The 24212-nt window shown below is 59.3% G+C and carries 26 protein-coding genes; 11 read left to right on the top strand and 15 right to left on the bottom strand.

The window, feature by feature from the left end:
• Positions 1 to 236: 236 nt before the first annotated feature.
• The 3 genes from H8L67_RS09985 to H8L67_RS09995 are packed head-to-tail and all read left to right on the top strand — an operon-like array spanning position 237 to position 3620.
• Entirely contained in the window at positions 237 to 1508 is a 1272-nt protein-coding gene (locus H8L67_RS09985; protein ID WP_220379703.1) for a putative DNA modification/repair radical SAM protein, read from the top strand.
• Entirely contained in the window at positions 1505 to 2944 is a 1440-nt protein-coding gene (locus H8L67_RS09990; protein ID WP_220379704.1) for a UdgX family uracil-DNA binding protein, read from the top strand. Before H8L67_RS09985 ends, H8L67_RS09990 begins: the two co-directional genes overlap by 4 nt.
• 31 nt (positions 2945 to 2975) lie before the next feature.
• Positions 2976 to 3620 (top strand): M24 family metallopeptidase, encoded by a 645-nt coding sequence (locus H8L67_RS09995; protein ID WP_220379705.1) that lies wholly within the window; start codon positions 2976 to 2978, stop codon positions 3618 to 3620.
• A 118-nt stretch (positions 3621 to 3738) separates the two neighbouring features.
• Here the strand turns inward: H8L67_RS09995 and H8L67_RS10000 are convergent, their stop codons facing one another.
• From H8L67_RS10000 to galU, 4 genes are all read right to left on the bottom strand, one after another.
• Positions 3739 to 4200 (bottom strand): glycine zipper domain-containing protein, encoded by a 462-nt coding sequence (locus tag H8L67_RS10000; protein ID WP_220379706.1) that lies wholly within the window; start codon positions 4198 to 4200, stop codon positions 3739 to 3741.
• 186 nt (positions 4201 to 4386) lie between these two features.
• Positions 4387 to 5697, bottom strand: coding sequence for a PQQ-dependent sugar dehydrogenase (locus H8L67_RS10005; RefSeq protein ID WP_255555969.1), 1311 nt, complete (start codon positions 5695 to 5697; stop codon positions 4387 to 4389).
• 53 nt (positions 5698 to 5750) lie between these two features.
• Entirely contained in the window at positions 5751 to 6290 is a 540-nt protein-coding gene (locus H8L67_RS10010) for an NADPH-dependent FMN reductase (protein ID WP_220379707.1), read from the bottom strand.
• Positions 6291 to 6401: 111 nt separating this feature from the next.
• Entirely contained in the window at positions 6402 to 7304 is a 903-nt protein-coding gene (galU, locus tag H8L67_RS10015; RefSeq protein WP_220379708.1) for a UTP--glucose-1-phosphate uridylyltransferase GalU, read from the bottom strand.
• A 95-nt stretch (positions 7305 to 7399) separates the two neighbouring features.
• Between galU and queD the strand changes: the two genes are divergently transcribed.
• On the top strand, positions 7400 to 7765 hold the full coding sequence (queD, locus tag H8L67_RS10020; RefSeq protein ID WP_220379709.1) for a 6-carboxytetrahydropterin synthase QueD: 366 nt from the start codon (positions 7400 to 7402) through the stop codon (positions 7763 to 7765).
• A gap of 110 nt (positions 7766 to 7875) precedes the next feature.
• A complete protein-coding gene (locus H8L67_RS10025) occupies positions 7876 to 8289 on the top strand; it encodes a phasin family protein (protein ID WP_220379710.1) in 414 nt (137 codons plus the stop codon).
• Positions 8290 to 8338: 49 nt separating this feature from the next.
• Here H8L67_RS10025 and bioD read toward each other — a convergent pair whose 3' ends face one another.
• Positions 8339 to 8989 (bottom strand): dethiobiotin synthase, encoded by a 651-nt coding sequence (gene bioD, locus H8L67_RS10030; protein WP_220379711.1) that lies wholly within the window; start codon positions 8987 to 8989, stop codon positions 8339 to 8341.
• Between the two features lie 52 nt (positions 8990 to 9041).
• On the opposite strand from bioD, the gene H8L67_RS10035 reads away from it, so the two are divergent.
• Positions 9042 to 9524 (top strand): GAF domain-containing protein, encoded by a 483-nt coding sequence (locus H8L67_RS10035; protein ID WP_220379712.1) that lies wholly within the window; start codon positions 9042 to 9044, stop codon positions 9522 to 9524.
• Positions 9525 to 9528: 4 nt separating this feature from the next.
• On the opposite strand, the gene H8L67_RS10040 is transcribed toward H8L67_RS10035, so the two are convergent.
• On the bottom strand, positions 9529 to 11142 hold the full coding sequence (locus H8L67_RS10040) for a POT-type proton-dependent oligopeptide transporter (protein ID WP_220379713.1): 1614 nt from the start codon (positions 11140 to 11142) through the stop codon (positions 9529 to 9531).
• 115 nt (positions 11143 to 11257) lie between these two features.
• Here H8L67_RS10040 and H8L67_RS10045 point away from each other — a divergent pair, with 115 nt between their 5' ends.
• Genes H8L67_RS10045 through H8L67_RS10055 form a run of 3 tightly spaced genes read left to right on the top strand, consistent with a single transcriptional unit; the run spans position 11258 to position 12539 of the window.
• The gene (locus H8L67_RS10045; RefSeq protein ID WP_220379714.1) at positions 11258 to 11680 is read left to right on the top strand and encodes a hypothetical protein; all 423 of its coding nucleotides are present in this window, start codon (positions 11258 to 11260) and stop codon (positions 11678 to 11680) included.
• 8 nt (positions 11681 to 11688) lie between these two features.
• Positions 11689 to 12330 (top strand): hypothetical protein, encoded by a 642-nt coding sequence (locus H8L67_RS10050; protein ID WP_220379715.1) that lies wholly within the window; start codon positions 11689 to 11691, stop codon positions 12328 to 12330.
• A complete protein-coding gene (locus H8L67_RS10055; protein WP_220379716.1) occupies positions 12327 to 12539 on the top strand; it encodes a helix-turn-helix transcriptional regulator in 213 nt (70 codons plus the stop codon). The genes H8L67_RS10050 and H8L67_RS10055 overlap by 4 nt, the downstream gene beginning before the upstream one ends.
• A gap of 77 nt (positions 12540 to 12616) precedes the next feature.
• Here the strand turns inward: H8L67_RS10055 and H8L67_RS10060 are convergent, their stop codons facing one another.
• The 3 genes from H8L67_RS10060 to glmU all read right to left on the bottom strand — a co-directional run bounded on the left by H8L67_RS10060 (position 12617) and on the right by glmU (position 16902).
• Positions 12617 to 13606 carry a DUF2939 domain-containing protein gene (locus tag H8L67_RS10060; RefSeq protein ID WP_220379717.1) on the bottom strand — a complete coding sequence of 330 codons (990 nt, stop codon included), beginning with the start codon at positions 13604 to 13606 and terminating at the stop codon, positions 12617 to 12619.
• Between the two features lie 31 nt (positions 13607 to 13637).
• Positions 13638 to 15467: a glutamine--fructose-6-phosphate transaminase (isomerizing) gene (gene glmS, locus H8L67_RS10065; protein ID WP_220379718.1), complete on the bottom strand. Its 1830-nt coding sequence runs from the start codon at positions 15465 to 15467 to the stop codon at positions 13638 to 13640.
• Positions 15468 to 15531: 64 nt separating this feature from the next.
• On the bottom strand, positions 15532 to 16902 hold the full coding sequence (gene glmU / locus H8L67_RS10070) for a bifunctional UDP-N-acetylglucosamine diphosphorylase/glucosamine-1-phosphate N-acetyltransferase GlmU (protein WP_220379719.1): 1371 nt from the start codon (positions 16900 to 16902) through the stop codon (positions 15532 to 15534).
• A 123-nt stretch (positions 16903 to 17025) separates the two neighbouring features.
• On the opposite strand from glmU, the gene cfa reads away from it, so the two are divergent.
• Together cfa and H8L67_RS10080 are read left to right on the top strand one after the other, a co-directional pair.
• Complete coding sequence (cfa, locus tag H8L67_RS10075; protein WP_220379720.1) at positions 17026 to 18141, top strand: cyclopropane fatty acyl phospholipid synthase; 1116 nt, start codon at positions 17026 to 17028, stop codon at positions 18139 to 18141.
• A 75-nt stretch (positions 18142 to 18216) separates the two neighbouring features.
• The gene (locus H8L67_RS10080) at positions 18217 to 18612 is read left to right on the top strand and encodes a GtrA family protein (RefSeq protein ID WP_220379721.1); all 396 of its coding nucleotides are present in this window, start codon (positions 18217 to 18219) and stop codon (positions 18610 to 18612) included.
• Between the two features lie 117 nt (positions 18613 to 18729).
• On the opposite strand, the gene H8L67_RS10085 is transcribed toward H8L67_RS10080, so the two are convergent.
• Genes H8L67_RS10085 through H8L67_RS10110 form a run of 6 tightly spaced genes read right to left on the bottom strand, consistent with a single transcriptional unit; the run spans position 18730 to position 24155 of the window.
• Positions 18730 to 19155: a F0F1 ATP synthase subunit epsilon gene (locus tag H8L67_RS10085; protein ID WP_220379722.1), complete on the bottom strand. Its 426-nt coding sequence runs from the start codon at positions 19153 to 19155 to the stop codon at positions 18730 to 18732.
• 18 nt (positions 19156 to 19173) lie between these two features.
• On the bottom strand, positions 19174 to 20610 hold the full coding sequence (atpD, locus tag H8L67_RS10090; protein WP_220379723.1) for a F0F1 ATP synthase subunit beta: 1437 nt from the start codon (positions 20608 to 20610) through the stop codon (positions 19174 to 19176).
• Positions 20611 to 20661: 51 nt separating this feature from the next.
• Positions 20662 to 21525 (bottom strand): F0F1 ATP synthase subunit gamma, encoded by an 864-nt coding sequence (gene atpG, locus H8L67_RS10095; RefSeq protein ID WP_220379724.1) that lies wholly within the window; start codon positions 21523 to 21525, stop codon positions 20662 to 20664.
• A gap of 14 nt (positions 21526 to 21539) precedes the next feature.
• Entirely contained in the window at positions 21540 to 23090 is a 1551-nt protein-coding gene (gene atpA, locus H8L67_RS10100; RefSeq protein ID WP_220379725.1) for a F0F1 ATP synthase subunit alpha, read from the bottom strand.
• 51 nt (positions 23091 to 23141) lie between these two features.
• Complete coding sequence (locus H8L67_RS10105; RefSeq protein ID WP_220379726.1) at positions 23142 to 23669, bottom strand: F0F1 ATP synthase subunit delta; 528 nt, start codon at positions 23667 to 23669, stop codon at positions 23142 to 23144.
• A gap of 15 nt (positions 23670 to 23684) precedes the next feature.
• Positions 23685 to 24155, bottom strand: coding sequence for a F0F1 ATP synthase subunit B (locus H8L67_RS10110; RefSeq protein WP_220379727.1), 471 nt, complete (start codon positions 24153 to 24155; stop codon positions 23685 to 23687).
• Between the last annotated feature and the right edge of the window lie 57 nt (positions 24156 to 24212).

Below are 24212 nucleotides of genomic sequence, written 5' to 3' on the forward strand. Positions count from 1 at the left end.
TATTCTTTCGGTTAGAGAGTACCCATACCACCAAGTCGAACTTCAGAGTCATTTGAAGCTGTAGTACAAAACCCGCTGAAGAGCGGGTTTTTTGCGCCTCCGCTCCGGCACGGCGTTGATCTTGATCTGACTTTCCCCTTTCGCATCTCCTGCGATCCGAGGGCTCGTCTTGGTAAATTCATTTTCCTGAATAATACAGTCTCACGGATTGAGACGCGCGTATTCCACGATAGCGTGTGGACATCGCTTCCAAACTTTCAATCTTGGCCGACGCAGCCAAATACGATGCGTCATGCGCCTCAAGCGGTGCGCCGAAGAGGCAGGCCGGTGCAGGCGCTGTGGGCAGCACCGGGGGCACCGGTATCTGCCACAGTTACACGCCGGACGGGCGTTGCGTATCGCTTCTGAAAATTCTGCTGACCAACTTCTGCATCTACGACTGTGCGTATTGCGTGAACCGCGTGTCGAGCAACGTCAGACGCGCGCGCTTCAGCACCGACGAAGTGGTCAACCTGACGCTCGATTTCTACAAGCGCAACTACATTGAAGGCCTGTTTCTGTCGAGCGGTATCATCCAGTCGAGCGACTACACCATGGAACAGATGGTGGAAGTGGCACGCAGTTTGCGCGAAGACCACGGCTTTGCCGGATACATCCACCTCAAGACCATTCCGGAAGGCTCGCCGGAATTGCTAGCCGCGGCAGGCCGCTATGCCGACCGCTTGTCGATCAATATCGAGCTGCCGACGGAAACCTCGCTTTCCACCCTTGCGCCTGAGAAAAGCATTCCTCAAATAAAACGTTCGATGGGCGAACTGCGTTGGCGGATTGAAGAAGGCAAGGAAGCAAAGGCCGCGGCCAAGGCGACGCGATCGCTGAGCGGGCAAGCGCGCGCAGGTGGCGCCCGTGCCCTCCGCTTTGCGCCAGCGGGGCAAAGTACGCAAATGATTGTCGGCGCGGACGCCGCGGATGACCGAACCATCTTGCAAACCGCAGACCAGTTGTACGGCAACTATCACTTGCGCCGCGTCTACTATTCAGCGTTCAGCCCGATTCCAGATGCGTCGTCAAAATTGCCGCTGCAGTCACCCCCCTTGTTGCGCGAACACCGCTTGTATCAAGCGGATTGGTTGTTGCGTTTCTACGAATTCAGGGTTGAAGAGATCGGCGGTTCGGATGGCAGTGGGATGCTTGATCTCGATATCGATCCAAAAATGTCTTGGGCACTTCGAAATCCGCACGCGTTTCCGGTTGACCTCAACACCGCGGCTAAGGAAATGCTGTTGCGCGTACCGGGGCTTGGAATCCGAAATGTGAAACGCATCCTAGCGGCGCGCCGCTTCTGCCGCTTGCGGGTTCAAGACCTCGCGCGCTTGCGCGCATCGTTGACGAAGGTGTTGCCTTTTGTCGTGCTGTCGGACCACCACCCGCGCCGCGCCTTGGACAACACCGACACACTGCGTGCCCGCTTGACGGTGGTGCCGAAGCAAGCGGGTCTGTTCGATTGAACGCGGCAACGTGGCTCGCCCGGCTCGAGTGCAGTTGGGATATTGATGCATGGCGGCAGCTTGCACGCCATGCGTGGTGCGCGGGGCTCTCGCCTGAGGAACTCCATTGGTTTGAGGCGGAAGACTCCGGCCAACTTTTTGGTACGGCCTTGGAAGAAGCCGTGTTGGTTCGCGCAATGCCTCCGGTTCCCCGTGCCTTTCTGGCACTGGCGTCGACGGTGATTTGCCATTCGTCGCCGACACGCCTGCCGCTGCTTTACCGCCTGCTGTGGCGGCAGTCGGCGGGCGAACGCAACCTGTTGGCAAACCCGACCGATCCGGATGTCATTGCCGTGCATGCAATGGCTAAAGAAGTGCAACGTGATACGCACAAGATGAAGGCGTTTGTCCGGTTTCGCGAGGTCGCCACCGGCAGCAACGAATTCATAGCGTGGTTCGAGCCCGACCATCACATCCTCGACCGCGTCGCGCCGTTCTTTGCCGGCCGTTTTGCCGGCATGGATTGGGCCATCATGACCCCCTATCGCAGCGTTCGATGGAATCAACAAACGTTGAAATTCGGGGACGGCACGCGTGGCATCAAAATGCCCGACAAAGATTCGGGCGAAGGGCTGTGGCTGATCTACTACGCTCATATCTTCAACCCGGCGCGGTTGAATCCGGAGATGATGCGTCAGGAGATGCCATCACGCTATTGGCGCAACTTGCCGGAAGCGGCTTTGCTTCCCGACCTGACCCGCAACGCGGGTGCGCGCGTGCGGGAAATGGCCGAGCGTGCGCCCTTACCCGTGCGCAGAAAGATCCCGACACCAAAGGCGCCGACGCAGGTTCTAACAGCCGATGCGTTCGGTTCTTTGCCTGTGCAACTCGCAGCCTGTCGAAAGTGTCCGTTGTGGGCAAGCGCCACCCAGGTGGTTCCCGGCCGCGGCGCCGAAGATGCACCGCTTATGTTTTTGGGCGAGCAGCCCGGCGACCAAGAAGATCTGACCGGACGTCCGTTCGTGGGCCCGGCAGGGAAGCTCTTGAAGAATGCATTGCAAACCTGCGGGCTGCCCGAATCTGCGATCTATTTCACCAATGCGGTCAAACATTTTCGATACGAGCGTGTCGGCAAAGCGCGCATCCACAAACGACCGGATCACGCGCATGTGCAGGCCTGCCGCCCTTGGCTGCAGCGGGAAGTCGACACGTTGAAGCCGCGTGTGGTGGTATGCCTCGGCGCCACTGCCACCCTTTCCTTGCTCGGTAGCGGCTTTGCATTCAAGGAGGTGCGCGGCCAGTGGCTTGAGGCCGGCAACGGCCTGCTTGCCTTTGTGACCGTCCACCCCGCATGGGTGCTGAGGCAAACAACGCAATCTGATCGAGAACGTGCGTTCAATTTGCTCGTGCAAGATCTTGGCAAAGTGCAAGAGGAGATGGGACGATGGAACGCTTGAAGATGGCTGTTAGCCAATCGGGAGCCGCGCAATGCAACTTGTAGGTCCCAATTTCGATCCCGATGCACTGGCCCGCGCCGATCGCGCTGCCGCGCAATGCGTCGCCGAGATTGCCGCAGCCATCCAACCCGGCATGACCCAGGAACGCGGCACGAAAATTGCGCGCGACATTCTGAAATCTGCCGGGGCCAAGCGGCATTGGCATCAGCCCATCATTCGTTTCGGCGCCGAAACACTCAAGACGTTTCGCGAGCCGACCGATTCGCAAACACAACTGGCAGACGGCGATCTGTTTTATATCGATATCGGCCCGGTGTTCGAAGGTCACGAAGCGGACCGCGGCGATACTTTTCAAGTGGGCACCGCGCTTGAGCAAGCCCACCTGATCGAGGCCGCGCGCGCAACATGGAAGACCGTTTCCGATGCGTGGCGAATGCTTCGACTGACTGGTCGCGATCTGTATGCCTTGGTGGACGAGACAGCCGCGCAATCCGGCTACCTGCAGCATTCGCGCGTGCTTGGTCACCGCATCGGCGATTGGCCACATGGAAAATATGCGCGCGGCGCCTTGGCCAATGCCACTGTAGTGCCTGAAGCGGGTCTTTGGATACTTGAAATCCACCTGATCTGCACCGCAAGCGGACGGGGCGCCTTTATCGAAGCGCCGCTCGCTTGACCCGCGGCGCACAGCTCTCTTCTGCTTTCAAGTGCGTTGAACTTGACTAGCGACGCATCCTAAAAAAAACCGACGCCAGAAGACGCCGGTTTCATTGCTTGCAAACCTTCGCGGTTGCTTAGCGGCCGTCGCCGTCCGCGTCACCCGGCATTGCGCGTTCGATGTAATGCCAACCATCGCGCACGGCACCACGTGCTTCCGCCCAAGCCAGACGCGAGTTGGCTTTGGTGGCGTCCCAGTTGCGCTCCAAGTCGTTCTCCACATCTTCAAAGCGCTTGCCTTGGTACTGACCGTAGGTGTCGTAACCATACTGATACGCAGGACGGTAATCGTTCCAGTCACGGTCCGCCGTGTAGTAATCGGCCTTGTTGTAGCTGGTTTCGAAATGATCGTTGTACGTGGTGGGATTGACGGCTTCAGCAACAGCACCGCCGGCCTTGGCACCGAGGACGGCACCGGCAACTGCGCCGACAACCGTGCCGATCGGTCCGGCAGCCGAACCCACGGCCGCACCAGTGATTGCGCCGGCGCCAGCGCCGGTGCCTTCACCGATGCTGTGATCTTTTTTGATATCGCTCATGTTGACATTCCTTTTCTATGAGGGGGAACAAGGACACGTCGTGTGCCTATGCAACGACTTTGTGCCGACCCGCATCTCTTCAATGTGAAAACAACGCTTGGAAAATGAACGTTTCACGAACCGGTCAGCATGAATGGCGGGGCAGGCGCCACGGGCTAACAATTCCCTATGGGCGATGACAAATGCTTAATGCCGCGCCCGCACCAGCCAAACGCGATTTCCCACATCATCGGCGACCAGCAAGTTTCCATCGCGCGTCAGTGCGAGGCCGGCCGGTCGACCGCGCGCTTCGTGGCGTTCACTGAGGAAACCCGTAAGCACATCTCTCGGCTTACCTGTTGGGCGACCATTTTGAAAGCGCACAAAGACCACTTTGTATCCATTCAACGGTTTCCGGTTCCAAGAACCATGCAGCGCGACGAATGCGCCGCTGCCATATTTCCCAGCGAGAGTGTTGGGCTGCGCGAACACCAAACCCAAGGGTGCAACGTGATTGCCCAGTGCAAAGTCGGGCACCAAAGCGCGCGCTACTCTGACCGGATCTGCGGGCGATACCCGCGCGTCAATATGTTGCCCCCAATAGCTGTAGGGCCAGCCGTAAAAGCCGCCGCGTTGGACCTGCGTCAAGTAGTCCGGCACCAGATTGTTGCCCAACTCGTCGCGCTCGTTCACCACGGCGAACAAGGCTTGCCCGTCGGGCGCCCACGCCAGACCGACCGGATTTCTCAGGCCATCTGCATAAATGCGTGACTCTCCGGTGGCGGTATCCACCTCTAGAATCGCTGCACGGTTGCGTTCAACGGCGATGCCGTTTTCGCCGACATTGCTGTTTGAGCCCACGCCGACATACAGATGCTTTCCGTCGCGACTGGCCAATAGTGATTTGGTCCAGTGGTGGTTGAGCTCACCGACACCACCCGGCAACGCGCTGACCAATTTCGGCGCGCCGCTCAACCGTTGCGCACCGGTTTCGTAATGGAAGGCCATCAGCGCATCTGCGTTCGCTATGTAGAGCTGATCACCCACCAGCGCCATGCCGAACGGCGAGTGCAAACCTTGCGCGAAGATGGTTTGGTATTCGGCCACGCCGTCGTGATCGGCATCGCGCAACAGGCGGATGCGATCGGCACTTGGCGCACCCGCGCCGGCGGATTTCATCAGACGCTGCATGACGGCACCTTTGATGCCTCGAATGCCACGCTTGCCTGCCGGCCCGTTGGTCTCCGCCACCAGGACGTCGCCATTGGGCAAGGTGTACAACCAACGCGGATGCGCCAATCCGCCGGCAAATTCGACGACTTCAAACCCGGGCTCGACGATGGGCATCTCATCGCGCGACCAAGGGGTCGCTTTGGCGATATCGACGGTGGGAATCAGCTGATGGCGCGGCTCAGGCAGAACCGGGCCCACCCCCGCGCCATCATCCGCAGGCGCGACCGCGCATCCCGACATACCAAGCATGAGCATGAGCGCGATGGCGGTCTTCTTGAAAAGCATGTTGGCACCGTAATCTTGCGATATGGGCGCGCTGCTGTTGAAAGCACCGGCGCTTAATGCGTTTTGAACCACTCGACCAAACCGGTCATGTAGCCTTGCAAGAACTCCTTGCTGTCGGCACCGATTTCACCGTCGACAACCAAACCATCCTTCCATGCCAGATAGATTTCACTGCCGTTGTACAGCGGCATGTCGAGATAGTTCACGATGTTGCGAAGATGGGCTTGCGCCAATGCGGTGCCGATCACGCCGACCGAGACACCGATGATGCCCACCGGTTTCTTCGCCCACACACTGTGGCCCCACGGGCGCGAGGCGATGTCGATCGCGTTCTTCAACACACCGGGGATGGAACGGTTGTATTCCGGGGTCACAAACAAGACGCCGTCGGCGGCCTTGATGTCGTTGCGCAGGCGCGTCATCAATTCGGGCGGGGCGGCATCACTGTCTTGGTTGTACAGCGGCAGGTCGTCAATGCGCACGAAGTTGAACTCGACACCTTCGGGCGCCAGTTTGGTGATCGCCTCAGCGACCTGACGGTTGAAAGAGTCCTTGCGGATGCTGCCTACCACCACTGCGATTTTCGTTGCCATGCTCAAGGTTCCAATGAGGGGATTTGTCGCAAGGAGTATGCAACGCGAACGCCGATGTGCGCGTGATTTTCAGGTGCGGTTTTCAGAACGATCTGTCCCGATCGGACGACCTTAGTCGTGCTCCACCGCACCAAGCTCCTTGAGCGCTTTTTGCATCGCCACCGTCGCCCCCTCGCTAAGCTTTTCGTTGTCGAGCGCGAACCGGATGGTCGCCTCGATCAGGCCCAAATGGCTGCCGCAGTCAAAGCGTGTGCCTTGGAAGCGATAGGCCAATACCGGCTTCTCGGCGAGCAGCGCCGAGATGGCATCGGTCAATTGGATTTCGCCCCCTTTGCCGGGCGGCGTTTTTTCCAATAGATCGAAAATGCGACCGTCCAGCACATAGCGACCAACCACGGCCAAGGTGCTCGGTGCCTGCGCGGGCGCGGGCTTTTCCACCATGCTGCGAATCGCGCCCGAGCGACCGTCGAAGGCCGGCACATCGACAATGCCGTAGCTGCCCGTCATTTCGCGCGGCACATCTTCCACTGCAATGACACTGCTGCCGGTTTGCTCGGACAAGTCCGCCATTTGCGCCAAGGCCGGCGCACCTTGACGATTCCAAATCAAGTCATCCGGCAACAGCACCGCAAAGGGTTCGTCGCCGACAACGGGCTTGGCGCACAGCACAGCGTGGCCCAGACCGCGCGCTTCCGCTTGGGTCACGAAGACGGCACGCACGTGCGAAGGCAGAACGCTACGGATGAGTTCGAGCTGTTCGGTCTTGCCGGCTGCTTCCAGCTTGCGCTCGAGTTCGTAGGCCGTATCGAAGTAGTCGGCCACCGAATGCTTGTAACGATTAGTCACGAACACCATGGTGTCGCAGCCGGCGGCGACCGCCTCATCCACCGCGTATTGAATGAGCGGCTTGTCGACGATCGGCATCATCTCTTTCGGCACGGTTTTCGTGGCCGGCAAGAAGCGTGTGCCCAAGCCTGCGACCGGGAAGACCGCTTTGCGAATCCGTTGCGCCATGCGATGAAACTCTTTTCTCTGATCAACCCCGAATGGTAAGGCCTGACGTTTCATCGCGTGCGTGGCGTATCCTTGTGCCCGAAACGGGAATTGCCATGGATCTGTTCAAATCTTTCACCTTTGAAGCTGCTCACCGCCTGCCGAACGTTCCGGAAGGCCACAAGTGCGCGCGCTTGCACGGTCATTCGTTCAACGTGGAAATCCACGTGCGCGGCTCGGTCGGCGAGCAGAGCGGCTGGGTCATGGACTTCTCGGCACTCAAGGCCGCGTTCCAGCCCATCTATGAGTGCTTGGATCATCACTATCTCAATGAGATCGAAGGCTTGGAGAACCCTACGAGCGAGCGCCTGGCCGAATGGATTTGGCGTGAGTTGGCCCCGCGGTTGCCGCAGTTGAGTGAGATCGTCATTCGCGAAACCTGCACCTCCGGCTGCCGCTACTTCGGCCCCACCGCCGCCTGAACGCCCTAAACACGGGCATTCGCCCGTTGTTGCAATGCAACAAACACTGGGTTATGCTGCAACGCACAAGTCGGCAATTCCGTCGGCCTGAAGAAGCCTGGAGTGTCCCCATGTACACGCAAATGAACGACCAAATCGCATCGAACACGCGCCAGTACGCTGATACTGCCGCTCAAATCAACCGCATTGCCCTGCAAAACGCCGAGCGCGTCTTTGCTTTGAACCTGGAAACCCTGCAAAACAACACCAATGCAGCGTTTGCCTACTTCAACAAATTGCTCGAAGTGCGTGACCTGAACGACCTGCGCGAAGTCGTGCCGGCCGGCGTGCAAGTTGCACGTGAAAACATCGAACGCGCTGTCGCCGCCGGTCAAGAAGCCTATGCCGGCACCTTGAAGTCGAACGAATCCATTGGCCAATTGGCCAAGGGTCAATTCGAACAAGCCAAGGGCCAAATGGAAAAGGCTGCCAACACCGTCAAGGCGGAAGCCGAGAAGGCTGTGAAGAACGCGACCAAAGCCTGATCCCTGAGATCGGTTTGATCAAAAAGCCCGGCCAAGTGCCGGGCTTTTTTTATGCGCGCGAATCCGTCGCGGCGGGTTCATACCTCAGCACCGCCAAAGGCGGCTCACCGAGCACCCGCTCGAGAATCAGCAAATTCTCAGCGAAAGCATCCATCTCCGGATCGATTTCGTTCGCAATCCAGCCCGCCCATTGGCAGCCATCGCCCAGAATCGATCGCGCGGTGGCACGTGCCTGATGGACGCAGCCGAGCCGGACCCCGACCACCATGATCACCGGCAGATCCAGCGCGTGGACGATGTCTTTCTGATCCATCGTCGCGGTGATCGGTGACAACCATCCCCCCACCCCTTCGACCAAGACATGGTCGCTGGCGCCGCACAGTCGCGCGAACGCTGCTTGGATCGGCGCCATCGTGATGTCCACACCATCGTTTGCGGCCGCCAATTCCGGCGCCAATGGATCGGTCAGCGCAAAGGGATTGATATCCGCGTAGGGGACGTGCGCATCGGCCGCTTCAATCAAACGCAGGGCGTCTTCGTTACGCAGCCCGTCGGCATGCGGTTCACAGCCACTGGCCACCGGCTTCATCCCGATGACGCGGCTGCCTTGGGCACGCCAGCCGCGCAGCAGCGACGCACTCACATGGGTTTTGCCGATGCCGGTGTCGGTGCCGGAGACGTAGCAATCGAAAGGCGGCAATGTGTTGATCTGCTTCAGGATTCCACCGGGTCGCGCTGATAGAATTCGAATTATGTATCAGCATGAAGAATTGCAGGGCAGCAAGCCCGAGCGTTACGCGCAGCTCTTGGAGATGTCGCGTCACTTAATCCACGGGGAAACCGACCGCTATGCCAATGCGGCCAACCTCAGCGCATTGCTGTACATGCATTTACCTGATGTGAATTGGCTCGGGTTTTATTTCTACGACGGCAACGAATTGGTGGTGGGTCCGTTCCAGGGCAAACCGGCCTGCATTCGCATCGCGCTGGGCCGCGGTGTTTGCGGCACCGCGGCGGAAAGCGGCAAGACCCAGCGCGTCGATGACGTCGAGGCATTTCCCGGGCATATCGCGTGCGATGCGGCATCACGATCAGAGCTGGTCATCCCCCTGATGCGCGGCAATGCGCTGGTCGGCGTCCTCGACATCGACAGCCCGATCACGCACCGCTTCGACGAAGACGACCAAAAAGGTTTGGAAGCCATCGCCGCCCTTTACGTGCACAGCATTCGTTAATTATTCAAGCCGCGGCGCGATAGTTGTCCTGCATCTTGTAGCGCCGCGCATAGAGCGCGAATCCGATCGCGGCGACAAACGCGAAAGCGGCAAAGAAGAACATCAAGAAGGCGTTCTCGCTGTAGCCGGTACGCGCGATGGTGCCGAGCACGGCTTCGTTGCGCACGCCGGCATTGGTCAGCAACACCCACAAACTGCCGAAAGTACTGGTGAGGTACCAGAAGGCCATGATCACGCCCTTCATTGCCTGCGTCGCCTGGCTGTAGGCAAACTCGAGCGCGGTGGCCGATACCAACACTTCGCCGAAGGTCAGCAACAGGTAGGGCCAGACTTGCCATGCCAATGAGGTGGAGGCACCGCTGTCGATTTGCAGTTGAATGAAGCCCGCAATCACCCACGCCAAGCCCGCGAAGACAATGCCCCAGCCCATGCGCTTGAGCGGTGTCGGTTCAAAACCCATCCGGCGCAGCAGCGGATACAACACGAGGTTGTTGAACGGAATCAGCAACATGATCAAAAGCGGATTCAAGGCCTGCATTTGCGCGGGCTCTTTCACCAACCAGCTCGGCCACCACCAGGCTTCATGGGGCACATGCATGGCATTGCCTTGAAGTACCCAAGTGGACGCTTTCTGATCGAACAGCGACCAGAACGGCGTGGTCAAGGCAAAGACGATCAGAATGCGCAACACCGAACGCACGCTATCCACCGCGGCATCGGGATGCTGGCCGCGCGCGCGTTCGAGCTGCAGCGATACGCCCAAACCACCCATCGCGATCATGATGCCGAGCGCAAGGCAGGCACTGACCACGAAGCCGAAATCATCCGGCCAGAACGGCACATCCACACCCGCCCATGCCTGCAACGACCAAGCAACGAGGCACAACACCGCGAGCGCCGCGCCCATCGAAGCCACTTGTGTGCCGCGATTGCCGCGACCCGCCACCGATGTGGTCAATGCCGTGCGTGCGACATTGAAGAAACTGTCGGGATCGTCGCCACGCGTCGGCGGCACACGGACGTAGTCTTTGCGACCCAGCCAGAACAGCAAGGTGGCGACACCCATCAAAATGCCGGGAATGCCGAACGCCACCGCCGGCCCGTAATTGCGCAGGAAAATAGGCATCAACAACGAGGCGAAGAAGCTGCCGAAATTGATGGTCCAGTAGAAGAAGTCGAACACGATCTTCGCGAGGTGCTTGTTCGAGCGGTCGAACTGGTCCCCGACAAAACTCACCACCAACGGTTTGATGCCGCCCGAGCCCAAGGCGATCAACAACAGCCCTGCATAAAAACCTTGCCGGTTGTCTTCAAAGACCGCGAGGCAGGCGTGGCCCAAGCAGTAGATCAAGGAGAACCACAGCACGGTGTTGTACTTGCCGAAGAATCGGTCAGACAGCCAGCCGCCCAACAAGGGAAAGAAATACACGCCGATCACGAAGCTGTGGAACACCTCTTTTGCCATCGGACCGCGTTCGGCTTCCGGCAAATACAACAGCAGGGTGGACACCAGGAACGGTGTCAGGATGTTGCGCATGCCATAGAAGCTGAAACGTTCGCAGGCCTCGTTGCCCATGATGTAAGGGATTTGTCGGGGCAGGCGCGCGGCTTGGGTCATGCGATCAAGGCTTTTCGAGGGACTGGGGTTGACTATAGCCCGAGCCTCGAGATGCTTGACAAATCATTTTTACACTGTGTAAAGTATTTCTTACATCAAGTAAGAAGTACCCGACATGACACATAAAGAACGTGCCGCGTGGATGTTCCTGATCATCTTTCTGGTGACCTATATCCCCTACTTCAGCCTCAGCGCATACCGGGGTCTGCCGACCACCATGCCCGGGTTCGAACAGCTGTGGCTTTACGGAATCACCGCCGTGATTCAAATGGTCCTCATTGGCCTCGGCTACGCCTGGTTTGCGCTACGCCACCGCGCTGACATGCGCGCGCCCACCGACGAGCGTGATCGCGCCATCGAACTCAAGGGCATCCGCTCCGCCTACTACGTCTTGCTAACCGGGGCCATTTTTGCCGGTATCTATTTGCCCTTCGTCAAAAATGGCTGGGACATCGTGCAGACGATGATCTTCGTCATCGGTTTGGCGCAAGTCATCCATTTCGGCATGGTCGCCCTTGGCTATCGGAGAAGCGCATGAACACGCTGATGAATCCTCGCACCCGTTTGGTTTTGAGTTTGCTGGTAGCCGGCATTGGGATGTTCCTGTTCTTCAGCGGCATCTATCGCAACTTCGAAATCCCGATGGGCTTTGTCGGCACCGTCCTGTTCTCGGCGGCAGTGTGGTCCGCGGTCACCGCGATTCACACCACGCCCACCAGCGACGCAGAGCAACGCATCGCACCCGGTGAATGGAAAGCATGGGTGGATTTGGGTTTCTTAGTGGCCATTCTGGCGGCCTTGGCCTTGGCGCTGACGGTGCCGCAAACCGGCGTGCCGATCGGTCAAGACCCGGATGCCCAGCGTTTCGGTCGTTTGCTGACAGCGATTTTCATTGCATGGGCCATCGTCAGCTACATGCTGCGCAAGCGCTGGGGCGTGCAGGTGACGCATGACGAGCGCGATGCGCAGATCGACCTCAACACGACGAAGTTGTCCTTGTACATGATGGTCTGCGGCATGTTTGCCTTCGTCATCCTGCTCACCGCCAATCCCTTGGAGCGGTTGCAGTGGCTGAGCTACGGTTTGATCGCGCACATCTTGATCATGATCATGGTCACCGCGCACCTGATCGGCAATATTGCTCAGGTCGTGTATTACGCCCGGGAACGCGTGGCTGCGGACGCATGACCACGACGCCTTTTACCAACGCCATTCGCAAACTGCGCTTCGAGCACAACGAAATGACGCAGCAAGCCTTGGCCGATGCCTGTGGCGTCACGCGCCAAACCATCAATGCTTTGGAGGCAGGTCGTTACGGTCCTTCGCTTGAGTTGGCGTTTCGGATCGCACGTGCGTTGGACGCCGAACTGACTGATGTTTTCCAGTGGCAGGATTGAGAAAACAATTTGGAAAAGACGGCGCGGCGTTTGAATCGCCGCGCCTACGTGTGGATGCCTCGCACTGACAAGAACGCTTACAGGGCTTGAAGTTCAGCGATTCGCGACTCGTAGGCTGCTTGAACGCAATCGGCATCGTTGCAAACGTCCCGCGACGTGGTTCGCCAGCTATTTTGTTCTGCTTTCAGACCGGACGGATCGTCGGATGCCACGAGTGCCGCGCGATACGCACTGGCCAATGCCAGATCCAACTGCGCCAGTCGGCTGTCTGCGCAAATCATGTGTTCGGCAGCCGATGAAGCGCGTGCGCAATTAAAGCTCGGCTGCACGGCAACATTCGCATTGGGCGAGAGCGAGGCTTCAACCTCGGCGGCATCCGCTTCGGCGGCCTTCGCCGCTGCGAAGGCTTCTGATTCGCCCGAACCTGCGGCGGCGGCATCTGCGGCGGCGACGGCTGCATCCGCAGCGGCTTGCGCGGAATCCGCCGCTTGATCATTTGCAAGGCTGGAGAGAACACCGCCGTCTGAGGCCACGGCATCTTCCTTCGCGACAGGCTTTGTACCCGGCACGATGCGCACGTCATCGATTTTCCAGCCCAAACCCATGCGATGCATGATGAAGGTCCAGCTGCCACCGCCTTTTCCGGACGGCATCACCAGCTCGAACGTATTCAAGCCGGCGTAACCCATGGTCAATTTGTCTTTCTCGAGATCGAATTCCGGCGCAATTCCCGCCGACGGCGCCTTCTCGGCCTTCCCGTCCGCGCGCTTGGCGAAGATTTTGATGATCGTCTCGGGGTTGACGAACATCTCAACCAATCCCTCCACCATCTTGTTGCCGAAGTCCGCGAAAGGATTGTCGGCCTCGACCTTCATGTCCTTCAGCATTTCGCGCTTCAATCCGGTTTTGAACGCCGGAAAATCCACGTAGTCATACATCGCCTGCGGATTCTCCGCTTCGATGGATTGCTTCAACCCGCGCAGGGCCAGATACGGCGAGGCATACAGCCATGCACCCACCAACAGCATCGCCAAAACGACGCCACCGGCAACGATTCCCTTCTTCATTTTTCCCCCTTGATGAAACGATGGATCGGATTTATTCCACCGTCACCGACTTCGCCAGATTCCGCGGCTTATCGACGTCCGTGCCCTTGGCCAGTGCTGCGTGGTAAGCCAGCATTTGCACCGGGATCGTATGCACGATCGGCGACAGGATGCCGACGTGGCGCGGCGTGCGAATAATGTGCACACCTTCCGATTCGGTGAATTGGCTGTCGGCGTCGGTGAACACGAACATCTCACCGCCGCGCGCCCGCACCTCTTGGATGTTCGACTTCACTTTTTCGAGCAGGCTGTCATTCGGCGCAATCACCACCACCGGCATGTCCGAATCGACCAAGGCCAACGGGCCGTGCTTCAACTCGCCTGCCGGATAGGCTTCGGCATGGATGTATGAAATTTCTTTGAGCTTCAATGCGCCTTCGAGCGCAATCGGGTAATGCATGCCACGGCCGAGGAACAACGCGTGTTGCTTCGGCGCAAAGCGTTCCGACCAGTTGATGATTTGCGGTTCCAGATTCAATGCGTGTTGCACGCTACCCGGCAATTGGCGCAGCGCTTCGATGCATTCGGCTTCTTTCTCCGCGCCGAGCTTGCCGCGCATTTTCGCCAGCACGCAAGACAGGGCGAACAACGCGACCAATTGCGTCGTGAATGCCTTGGTGGATGCCACGCCGATCTCCGCGCCTGCGCGCGTGTAGAAGACCAGCTTGCTGCTACGCGGGATGGCGGATTCGGGCACGTTGCAAATCGACAATGTGCGATCTTGACCCAAGGACTTCGCGTACTTCAGCGCTTCCATGGTGTCCAGCGTTTCACCCGACTGCGAGATCGTGACGATGAGCTGCTTGGGATTGGCAACGACATCGCGATAGCGGTATTCGCTGGCGATATCCACGGCGCAGGGAATGCCGACCATGGACTCGATCCAATAACGCGCGGTGAGCCCGGCGTAATAGCTGGTGCCGCAGGCCAAAATTTGCACGGCTTCAATATCACGCAAGACCGTTTCCGCGTTTTCGCCGAACAGCGACACTTCGAACGCATTCGCGTCCACGATGCCTTCCACGGTATCGCTCAGCGCGCGCGGTTGTTCGTGGATTTCCTTCTGCATGAAGTGGCGGTACGGGCCGAGTTCGAGCGATGCCAACGAGACGCCGGATTGTTTGACCTCGCGTTCGATCGGTGCGCCTTCCGCGTTGAACAAACGCACGCCTTCACGGCTGAGATCCGCGGTGTCACCGTCTTCGAGAAACATCACGCTGCGCGTCGATGACACGATCGCCGACACATCCGAGGCGACGAAATTCTCACCGTCGCCAAGCCCCACCAACAACGGGCAGCCCATGCGGGCGGCGACCATCCGGTTCGGATCGTCCTTACTGATCACGGCAAGCGCATAGGCGCCGTGCAATTCGCCCACGGTCTTTTGCAATGCTTGCAACAGATCCGCACCGGCTTTCATGTGGTGGTGGATCAGGTGCGCGATGACTTCGGTATCGGTTTGCGATTCGAAGGTGTAGCCAAGCGCGGACAGGCGCTCGCGTTGCGCTTCGTGGTTTTCAATGATGCCGTTGTGCACCAGTGCCACGCCATGCGAGATGTGCGGGTGGGCGTTGTTTTCGGTCACACCGCCATGCGTGGCCCAACGGGTATGGCCGATCCCGAGCGTGGCGCTGAAGCCTTCGGCTTTGGCGGCGCTCTCCATTTCGCTGACGCGTCCGGTGCGGCGCACGCGACGCACATCGTCTTTCTCGACCACCGCAATGCCGGCGGAATCATAGCCGCGGTATTCCAAGCGCATCAGGCCCTCGACCAACACCGGTACGACGTCCCTGTTGGCGATTGCGCCGACGATTCCACACATATGCGTTTGACCTTTTTTCCGAATGAACCATTTTAGCGTGCGGACCGTTGTCCGCCCGCTCACCTCAGGACGACTTTTTCGCCGGTCGCTGCCAGCCTTCGATCGCAGCTTGGCGTCCGCGGGCGACGCTCAAGGTGGACGGGGGCGCATTGCGGGTGATCACTGATCCGGCACCGATGGTCGCGTCTTTGCCGATCGTGACCGGTGCCACCAGGGCGCTGTTCGAACCGATGAAGGCACCGTCTTCGATCGTGGTCACCGACTTGTTGACGCCGTCGTAGTTGCAGGTGATGGTGCCGGCGCCGATGTTGACGCCCGCGCCCACCACCGCATCGCCGATGTAGCTCAGGTGATTGGCCTTGCTGCCCGCGCCGAAGCTGGATTTTTTTATCTCCACAAAATTGCCGACATGCACCCCTGCCGCCAATTCGGTGCCGGGGCGCAAACGCGCGAACGGACCGATCTGGACAGGCCCGTGCGTGACTGCGCCTTCGAGATCGCAGTGCGCGCGCACCTCGGTCCCCGCCGCCAGTGCAACATCCTTGAGCCGGGTGAACGGCCCGATGCGCACGCCGTCACCGAGTGTGACCCGACCTTCGAAAATGACATTGGCATCGATCTCGACATCGGCGCCGACCTCGACCTCGCCCCGCACATCCACGCGATGGACATCGGCGAAACGCGCGCCGGCCACACACAATGCGCGCACGGCGCGCAATTGGTAGGCGCGCTCCAACTGCGCCAATTGCCACGCATCATTCGCGCCCTCGGTTTCCAGCGGATCGGCCACATGCACCATTTCCGCCGGTCGGAATTGTTCGGCGGCGCGCGCGAAGATATCCGTCAGGTAGTACTCGCCTTGCGCATTCTGATTGGACAAGGTCGACAACCATTCGCGCAATGCGCCGGCATCGGCGGCCACAATGCCGGTGTTCACCGTGCGGATTTTCAATTGTTCTTCGTCGGCATCTTTCTGCTCGACGACGGCTTCCACTTTGCCGGCGGCATCACGCACCACGCGGCCATAGCCGGTCGGGTTGTCCAAGTCGGCTACCAATACCGACAAGCTGCCAGATGCATCGAGCAAGCGTTGCAGTGTTTCCGTTCTGATCAACGGCACATCACCGTACAGGACCAATACGCGTGCATCATCCGGAATTGCCGGCATCGCCTGCTGTACCGCATGCCCTGTGCCCAAACGTTCGCGTTGTTCAGACCAGTGGATGTCCGTGGCGGATTCGAATGCGGTGCGCACCTGATCGCCGCCATGACCGTACACGACATGCAGGGCTTCAGGTTTGAGCGCGCGAGCCGCATCAATGACATGACCAAGCATAGGTTTGCCCGCCACCTTTTGCAGCACCTTGGGAAGGGCGGATTTCATACGCTTGCCCTCGCCTGCGGCAAGGATCAAAACATGCAACGGTGACGCCATGGTCTTCTCGAATCGGGCACGAATCCCGACATTCTAGCGGTGCCCGTGTGCAGGCCGCGACGCGCCTTGTCAGCATCGCCACACCCGGCTCGCTAGACTCGAAGTCCCGATCGGATCTGCGCCATGAAGGGATCCCTCGCCCGCGAGACAGTGACGAACTGGCTCGCCCATGCCGACATCGAGATCAACGGCAGCGCAGCGTGTGACATGCAGGTGCACAACGACGTGGTGTTCGATGCGGTGATGCGCGACGGCAGTTTGGGTCTCGGTGAAAGTTACGTGGCCGGCGATTGGGATTGCCCGCGCCTCGACCAGTTTTTCGACCGGGTGATACGTGCCGGCTTGGAAAGGCAGATCCCGACCGCACGCGCCGTCGCCGCGAAGTTGCTGGCGCATCTGCGCAATCCGCAATCCGAACACCGGGCATGGGACATCGGTCGCACGCATTACGACCTCGGCAATGCGCTGTTTGTCGAGATGCTGGGACCGAGCATGGCCTATAGCTGCGGGTACTGGCGCGATGCGCAAGATTTGGATCAGGCACAAACGGCGAAGTTGGAACGCATCTGCCTCAAACTCGGCTTGCAACCGGGCATGCGTTTTCTCGATATCGGTTGCGGTTGGGGCAGTTTGATGCGTCACGCCGCGCGGCATCATGGCGTCTCCTGCGTCGGGCTGACCGTCTCCGAACAACAAGCGCGTTTGGGTGAGCAACTGTGTGCCGGTCTCGATGTGCGCTTCGCGCTGGAAGATTACCGCGGGCACCAAGGGCAATACGATCGGATCGCCAGCGTTGGGATGTTCGAGCATGTGGGGCATCGCAACTACGACGCGTTTTTCAGTGCGGCGCGCCGGTGTTTGCGACCCGATGGTTTGATGCTGTTGCACACCATCGGAAGCCTCGCGCGCGTGGAGCATTTGGACCCGTGGATCGACAAATACATCTTTCCGAACGGCATGTTGCCGGCGATGGGGCATATCGCCGATGCGACGATAGATCGTTTCGTGGTGGAAGACCTCGAAAACTTCGGCGCCTACTACGACCCTACGCTGATGGCCTGGGAGGAGAATTTCAGCAAGGCGTGGCCGACATTCGCCCATGCCTACCCGCCGCATTTCGAACGCATGTGGCGCTATTACTTGCTGAGCTGCGCCGGCGCATTTCGCGCACGCAACTTGCAGCTTTGGCAGTGGGTGCTCTCGCCGACGGGCGTGATCGGCGGCTACGTTCGTCCCTGAATCGCTTATTGGCGACATGCTTGCGCGCCGGGTCGGTCACAATGCAGACATGACCCGACAGACCGGACGCCACGCATGAGTTTAAAACGCCACGTTGGCGGATACACCTCGGTGGGACTCGTGCAGTGGCTGCTCGAATACAGCGTCATGGTGGCGCTGAGCGCTTGGCTGCTACCGGTGGCCTGGGCCAACATCATCGGCCGCGTCTTGGGCGCGAGTCTCGGTTTTTGGCTCAATGGCCGCTTTACGTTCAAGGGCGACGGGCGCGCACTCAGTCGAATCGCTTTGTTGCGATTCGTGCTGATGTTCATCGGACTGACGGTGTTGAATACCAGCCTGGTGGCTTGGGTGCATGCGCATACGGGATTGCGCACGACTTGGGCAGTGAAGCCTTTGATTGATGCGTTGACGGGGACTTTGGGGTTTTTGCTTTCGCGGCACTGGGTTTATCAGGAAAAAAGGCGCCTTTGAAAGGCGCCTCATCCGCCCCCTTTGGGGGCACCTTCTCCACTGCGTGGAGAAGGGAATCAGTACTTCCCCTCTCCACGCAGTGGAGAGGGTGGCGCGAACGCGCCGGGTGAGGCGCTCTTAGTGCTTCAAGTTCTTACGAAGCCGCTCCAACGCAGCCAACTGCGCCGAGACTTCCGCCAAGCGCTGCTGCGCTTCGGCGACGTCCATCGCTTCACCGCGACCGGCCAAAACGCGTTCGGCTTCTTCCTTGGCCTTGCGCACGGCAGCTTCGTCGATATCTTGTGCGCGCACCGCGGTGTCGGCCAAGACCGTCACCATTTCCGGTTGCACTTCCAAGATGCCGCCGGAGATGGCGAAATCGAGTTGTTCGCCGTCGGGGGTGGTCACGACCACTTTGCCCGGCTTCAAACGGGTGATCAGCGGGGCGTGCTTCGGTGCGATACCGAGCTCGCCGATTTCACCGGTGGCGACCACAAGCGTGGCCTCACCGCTGTAGATTTCGGCTTCCGCGCTGACGATGTCGCAACGAATCGTGCTTGCCATGGATCAGTCTCTCCGGTCTCAGGCGGCCGACAGGCTCTTGGCCTTTTCGATCGCTTCGTCGATGCCACCGACCATGTAGAACGCTTGTTCCGGCAAGTGGTCGCATTCGCCGTCGACGATCATCTTGAAGCCGCGGATGGTGTCCTTCAGCGACACGTATTTGCCCGGCGAACCGGTGAACACTTCTGCCACGTGGAACGGCTGCGAGAAGAAGCGTTCGATCTTACGTGCGCGCGACACGGCCAACTTGTCTTCTTCCGACAGTTCGTCCATACCGAGAATCGCGATGATGTCCTTCAGTTCCTTGTACTTCTGCAAGGTGCCTTGGACGCGACGTGCGGTGTCGTAATGTTCGGTGCCGATGACGTTCGGGTCCATTTGGCGCGAGGTCGAATCGAGCGGATCCACTGCAGGGTAGATACCGAGCGATGCGATTTGACGCGACAGGGTCACGGTCGAATCCAAGTGGGCGAAGGTGGTTGCGGGCGACGGGTCGGTCAAGTCGTCGGCGGGCACGTAGACGGCTTGGATCGAGGTGATCGAACCGGTCTTGGTCGAGGTGATGCGTTCTTGCAGCACGCCCATTTCTTCGGCGAGGGTCGGCTGGTAACCCACGGCCGACGGCATACGACCCAGCAGTGCCGACACTTCCGTACCGGCCAAGGTGTAGCGGTAGATGTTGTCGACGAAGAACAAGACGTCACGGCCCTTGCCGGTTTCGTCCTTTTGATCGCGGAAGTATTCCGCCATGGTCAGACCGGTCAATGCCACGCGCAGACGGTTACCCGGCGGCTCGTTCATCTGACCGTAGACCATCGCCACTTTCGACTCCGGCAGGTTGTCGATTTTGACAACGCCGGCTTCTTGCATTTCGTGATAGAAGTCGTTGCCTTCACGGGTACGCTCACCCACACCGGCGAACACCGACAGACCCGAGTGCTGGGTGGCGATGTTGTTGATGAGTTCGAGCATGTTCACGGTCTTGCCCACGCCGGCGCCGCCGAACAGGCCGACCTTGCCGCCCTTGGCGAAGGGGCACATCAAGTCGATCACTTTGATGCCGGTTTCCAACAGGTCGTTGGTGCTGGCTTGATCTTCGTACGACGGTGCCGGACGGTGGATTTCCCAAGTGTCTGCCGCGTTGATCGGACCGACTTCGTCGATCGGGTTGCCGAGCACGTCCATGATGCGGCCGAGAGTCGCTTCACCGACCGGCACGGAGATCGCGCGGTGGGTGTTGTCGGCAACGAGGCCACGCTTGAGGCCGTCGGTGGAACCCAGTGCGATGGTACGCACCACGCCGTCACCCAGCTGTTGCTGCACTTCCAACGTGATGTCGGTGCCTTGCACCTTCAGCGCGTCGTAAACCTTCGGCACGCTCTCGCGCGGGAATTCGACGTCGACGACGGCGCCGATGATCTGGACGATCTTGCCTTGCGTGTTGGCGGTGTTCATGGGCTTTCCTGATTCAAAAATGTCTTGTTGCATGGAGGTTTACCGGTGGCCTCAGACAGCAGCGGCGCCGCCGACGATTTCCGAGATTTCCTGGGTAATCGCGGCCTGACGGGCTTTGTTGTAAACGAGGTTGAGGGTACCGATGAGCTTGTTGGCGTTGTCGGATGCGGACTTCATCGCCACCATGCGGGCGGCGTGTTCGGATGCGACGTTTTCCATCACAGCTTGGTAAACCAGCGATTCGATGTAGCGGGTCATCACGTGCTCGAGCACGGTCTGTGCATCGGGTTCGTAGATGTAATCCCAGGCGTGCTTGGCCAACTGCTGTTCTGCCGGCGGCAGCGGCAACAGTTGGTCGAAGGTCGCGCGTTGCAACATCGTGTTGACGAAGTCGTTGTAGCAGAGGAACACGCGTTGGACGTTGTTCGCATCGTAGCTGTCGAGCATCGTCTTGATGACGCCGATCAGCTGTTCGACATGCGGTGTGTCGCCCAAATGCGTGACCGAAGCCACCATGTTGACCTTGATGCGGCGGAAGAACACCGTCGCTTTCTGGCCGATGGTGACGATGTCGACTTCAACACCTTGTTCGTGCCACTTGCGGATGTCCACCAGCAACTTGCGGAACATGTTGTTGTTCAAACCACCGGCGAGACCGCGGTCCGAAGAGACCACGATGTAACCGACGCGTTTGACGTCTTTGCGTTCCAGCAGATACGGATGTTGGAATTCCGGATTCGCCTGCGCGAGGTGGCTGATCAACTGCTTCATGGCGCGCGCGTACGGACGCGACGCCTTCATGCGGTCTTGCGCCTTCCGGATCTTGGATGCCGAGACCATTTCGAGTGCGCGCGTCACCTTGCGGGTGTTCTGCACCGACTTGATCTTGGTCTTGATTTCGCGGCCGCTTGCCATCGTCTAATTCCCGATTACCAGGTGCCGGTCTTCTTGAAGTCTTCAATGCCCTTCTTGAAGGCATTTTCGAGTTCGTCGTTCCAGTCGCCGGTTTGATCGATCTTCGAGATCACGTCGCCGAGGTTGTTGGCGAAGTGGGCTTGCAATGCGTCTTCGAACTTGCCGACTTGTTGCACCGGCACGTCGTCCATGTAGCCCTTGTCGGCTGCGTAGATCGAGAGTGCTTGTTGGGCGACCGACATCGGCGCGTATTGGCGCTGCTTCATCAGTTCGGTGACGCGTTGGCCGCGTTCGAGCTGCTTGCGGGTAGCGTCGTCGAGGTCGGAAGCGAACTGCGCGAACGCCGCCAATTCACGGTACTGCGCCAGTGCGATACGGATACCGCCCGAGAGCTTCTTCATGATCTTGGTTTGTGCCGAACCACCCACGCGCGACACCGAGATACCGGCGTTCACGGCAGGACGGATACCGGCGTTGAACAAATCGGTTTCCAAGAAGATCTGGCCGTCGGTGATCGAGATCACGTTGGTCGGCACGAAGGCCGAGACGTCACCGGCTTGGGTTTCGATGATCGGCAACGCGGTCAGCGAACCGGTCTTGCCCTTGACGGCACCGTTGGTGAACTTCTCGACATACTCTTCCGACACGCGCGCTGCACGTTCCAGCAAGCGGCTGTGCAAGTAGAACACGTCACCCGGGTAGGCTTCACGGCCCGGCGGACGCTTCAGCAACAACGAGATTTGGCGGTAGGCCACGGCTTGCTTGGACAAGTCGTCGTAGATGATCAGCGCGTCTTCGCCGCGGTCACGGAAGTATTCACCCATCGCGCAGCCGGAGTAGGCGGCGATGAAGTTCATGGCAGCCGATTCCGAAGCCGAAGCGGCCACGACGGTGGTGTAGGCCAAGGCGCCGTTTTCTTCGAGCTTGCGCACGATGTTGGCGATGGTCGAGTTCTTTTGACCGATCGCGACGTAAACGCACTTAACGCCCGAGTTCTTCTGATTGATGATGGTGTCGATCGCCACCGCGGTCTTGCCGGTTTGACGGTCACCGATGATCAGTTCGCGCTGGCCGCGGCCGATCGGGATCATGCTGTCGATGGACTTGTAACCGGTTTGCAGCGGCTGGCTGACCGACTTACGCCAGATCACGCCTGGTGCAATGGCTTCGACCGGTGCCGAGGCTTCGGCATTGATCGGACCTTTACCGTCGATCGGTTCGCCGAGGGCGTTGACGACGCGACCCAGCATGGACGGGCCGGTCGGCACTTCGAGAATGCGGCCGGTGGTCTTGGCCACATCGCCTTCGCGCAAATGTTCGTAGTCACCGAGCACCACGGCGCCGACCGAATCACGTTCCAGATTCAGTGCGAGGGCGAAGGTGTTGTTCGGCAATTCGACCATTTCACCTTGCATGGCGTCAGCCAGGCCGTGGATACGCACGATGCCGTCCGACACGCTGGTGACGGTGCCTTCGTTGCGCGCCTCGGAGCCGAGCTTGACTTGCTCGATGCGGTTTTTGATCAGCTCGCTGATTTCCGACGGGTTGAGCGATGTGGTTGCCATTTGAAGTTTTCCTTTTCGTGCGCCGCAGGGCGCGCGGATTTCACTATGTGTTTATTGGGCGAGTGCGTTTTGCAGGCGGGCCAACTTGCCCTTGAGCGAACCGTCGATCACCACGTCACCGGCGTCGATCACGGCGCCACCGATCAACGATTCGTCGATGGCAGTGTCGATTTCGACATCCTGGTTGAAGCGGCGCTTCAATGCAGCCTTGATGTTCGCAAGTTCATCCGCGGACATCGGCGATGCCGAGGTGACCTTGGCGCGAACAATGTGTTCGGCGTCGGCGCGGTACTGCTCGAACAGGCCTGCGATTTCCGGCAAGACGTTCAAACGACCGTTGTCGGCAAGCGTGGCGAAGAAGCTGCGGATGGTTTCGCTGACTCCTTCGGGTGCCACGAGGCCGGCGGCTTCTTGGCGCGACAACAAGGGATTGCCAAGCAACTGCGCCACGTTCGGATCGGCGGCGATGCGGGCGGACAACGCCAGCGCATTCGACCAATCGGCTGTGCTGTTGCCTTGACGGGCCAAGTCGTACGCGGCGCGTGCGTAGGGGCGTGCAAGGGTGAGGGTTTGGCTCATGGGTATGCGTCGACCTTAGAGTTGCGCTGCCAATTCATCCAGCAACGCCTTGTGCGTTTCCGGATTGATTTCGCGGCGGATCAACTTCTCGGCACCGTTCACAGCCAGTTGCGAGACTTGCTTGCGCAGATCTTCGCGTGCCTTGTTGGCACTGGCGGCAATGTCGGCATCGATGATCGCTTTTTGGCGCGCGCCCTCTTCGATCGCTTCGTTCTTGGCCGATTCGATGATCTGGTTGGCGCGTTGATGCGCCGACTCGATGATCTCGTTGGCCTTGCTGCGTGCGATCTTGAGTTCTTCGTTCGCTTTTTCTTCAGCCTCGGCAAGGGTCTTTTGGCTGTTATCGGCAGCCGCCAGGCCCTCGGCGATCTTGCGTTGGCGTTCTTCAATCGCCGCATTGATCGGCGGCCAAATGAATTTCAACGTAAAGATCACGAGGATCGCAAAAGAGATCATCTGACCCAAGAACGTCAAATTGAGATTCATGACTTGTCCTTTGGCAAAATCCGCACTTCGCCAACCACTGGCGAAGCAATGCAAGGC

The organism is Lysobacter soyae, assembly GCF_019551435.1.
Taxonomy (GTDB): Bacteria; Pseudomonadota; Gammaproteobacteria; order Xanthomonadales; family Xanthomonadaceae; genus Solilutibacter; species Solilutibacter soyae.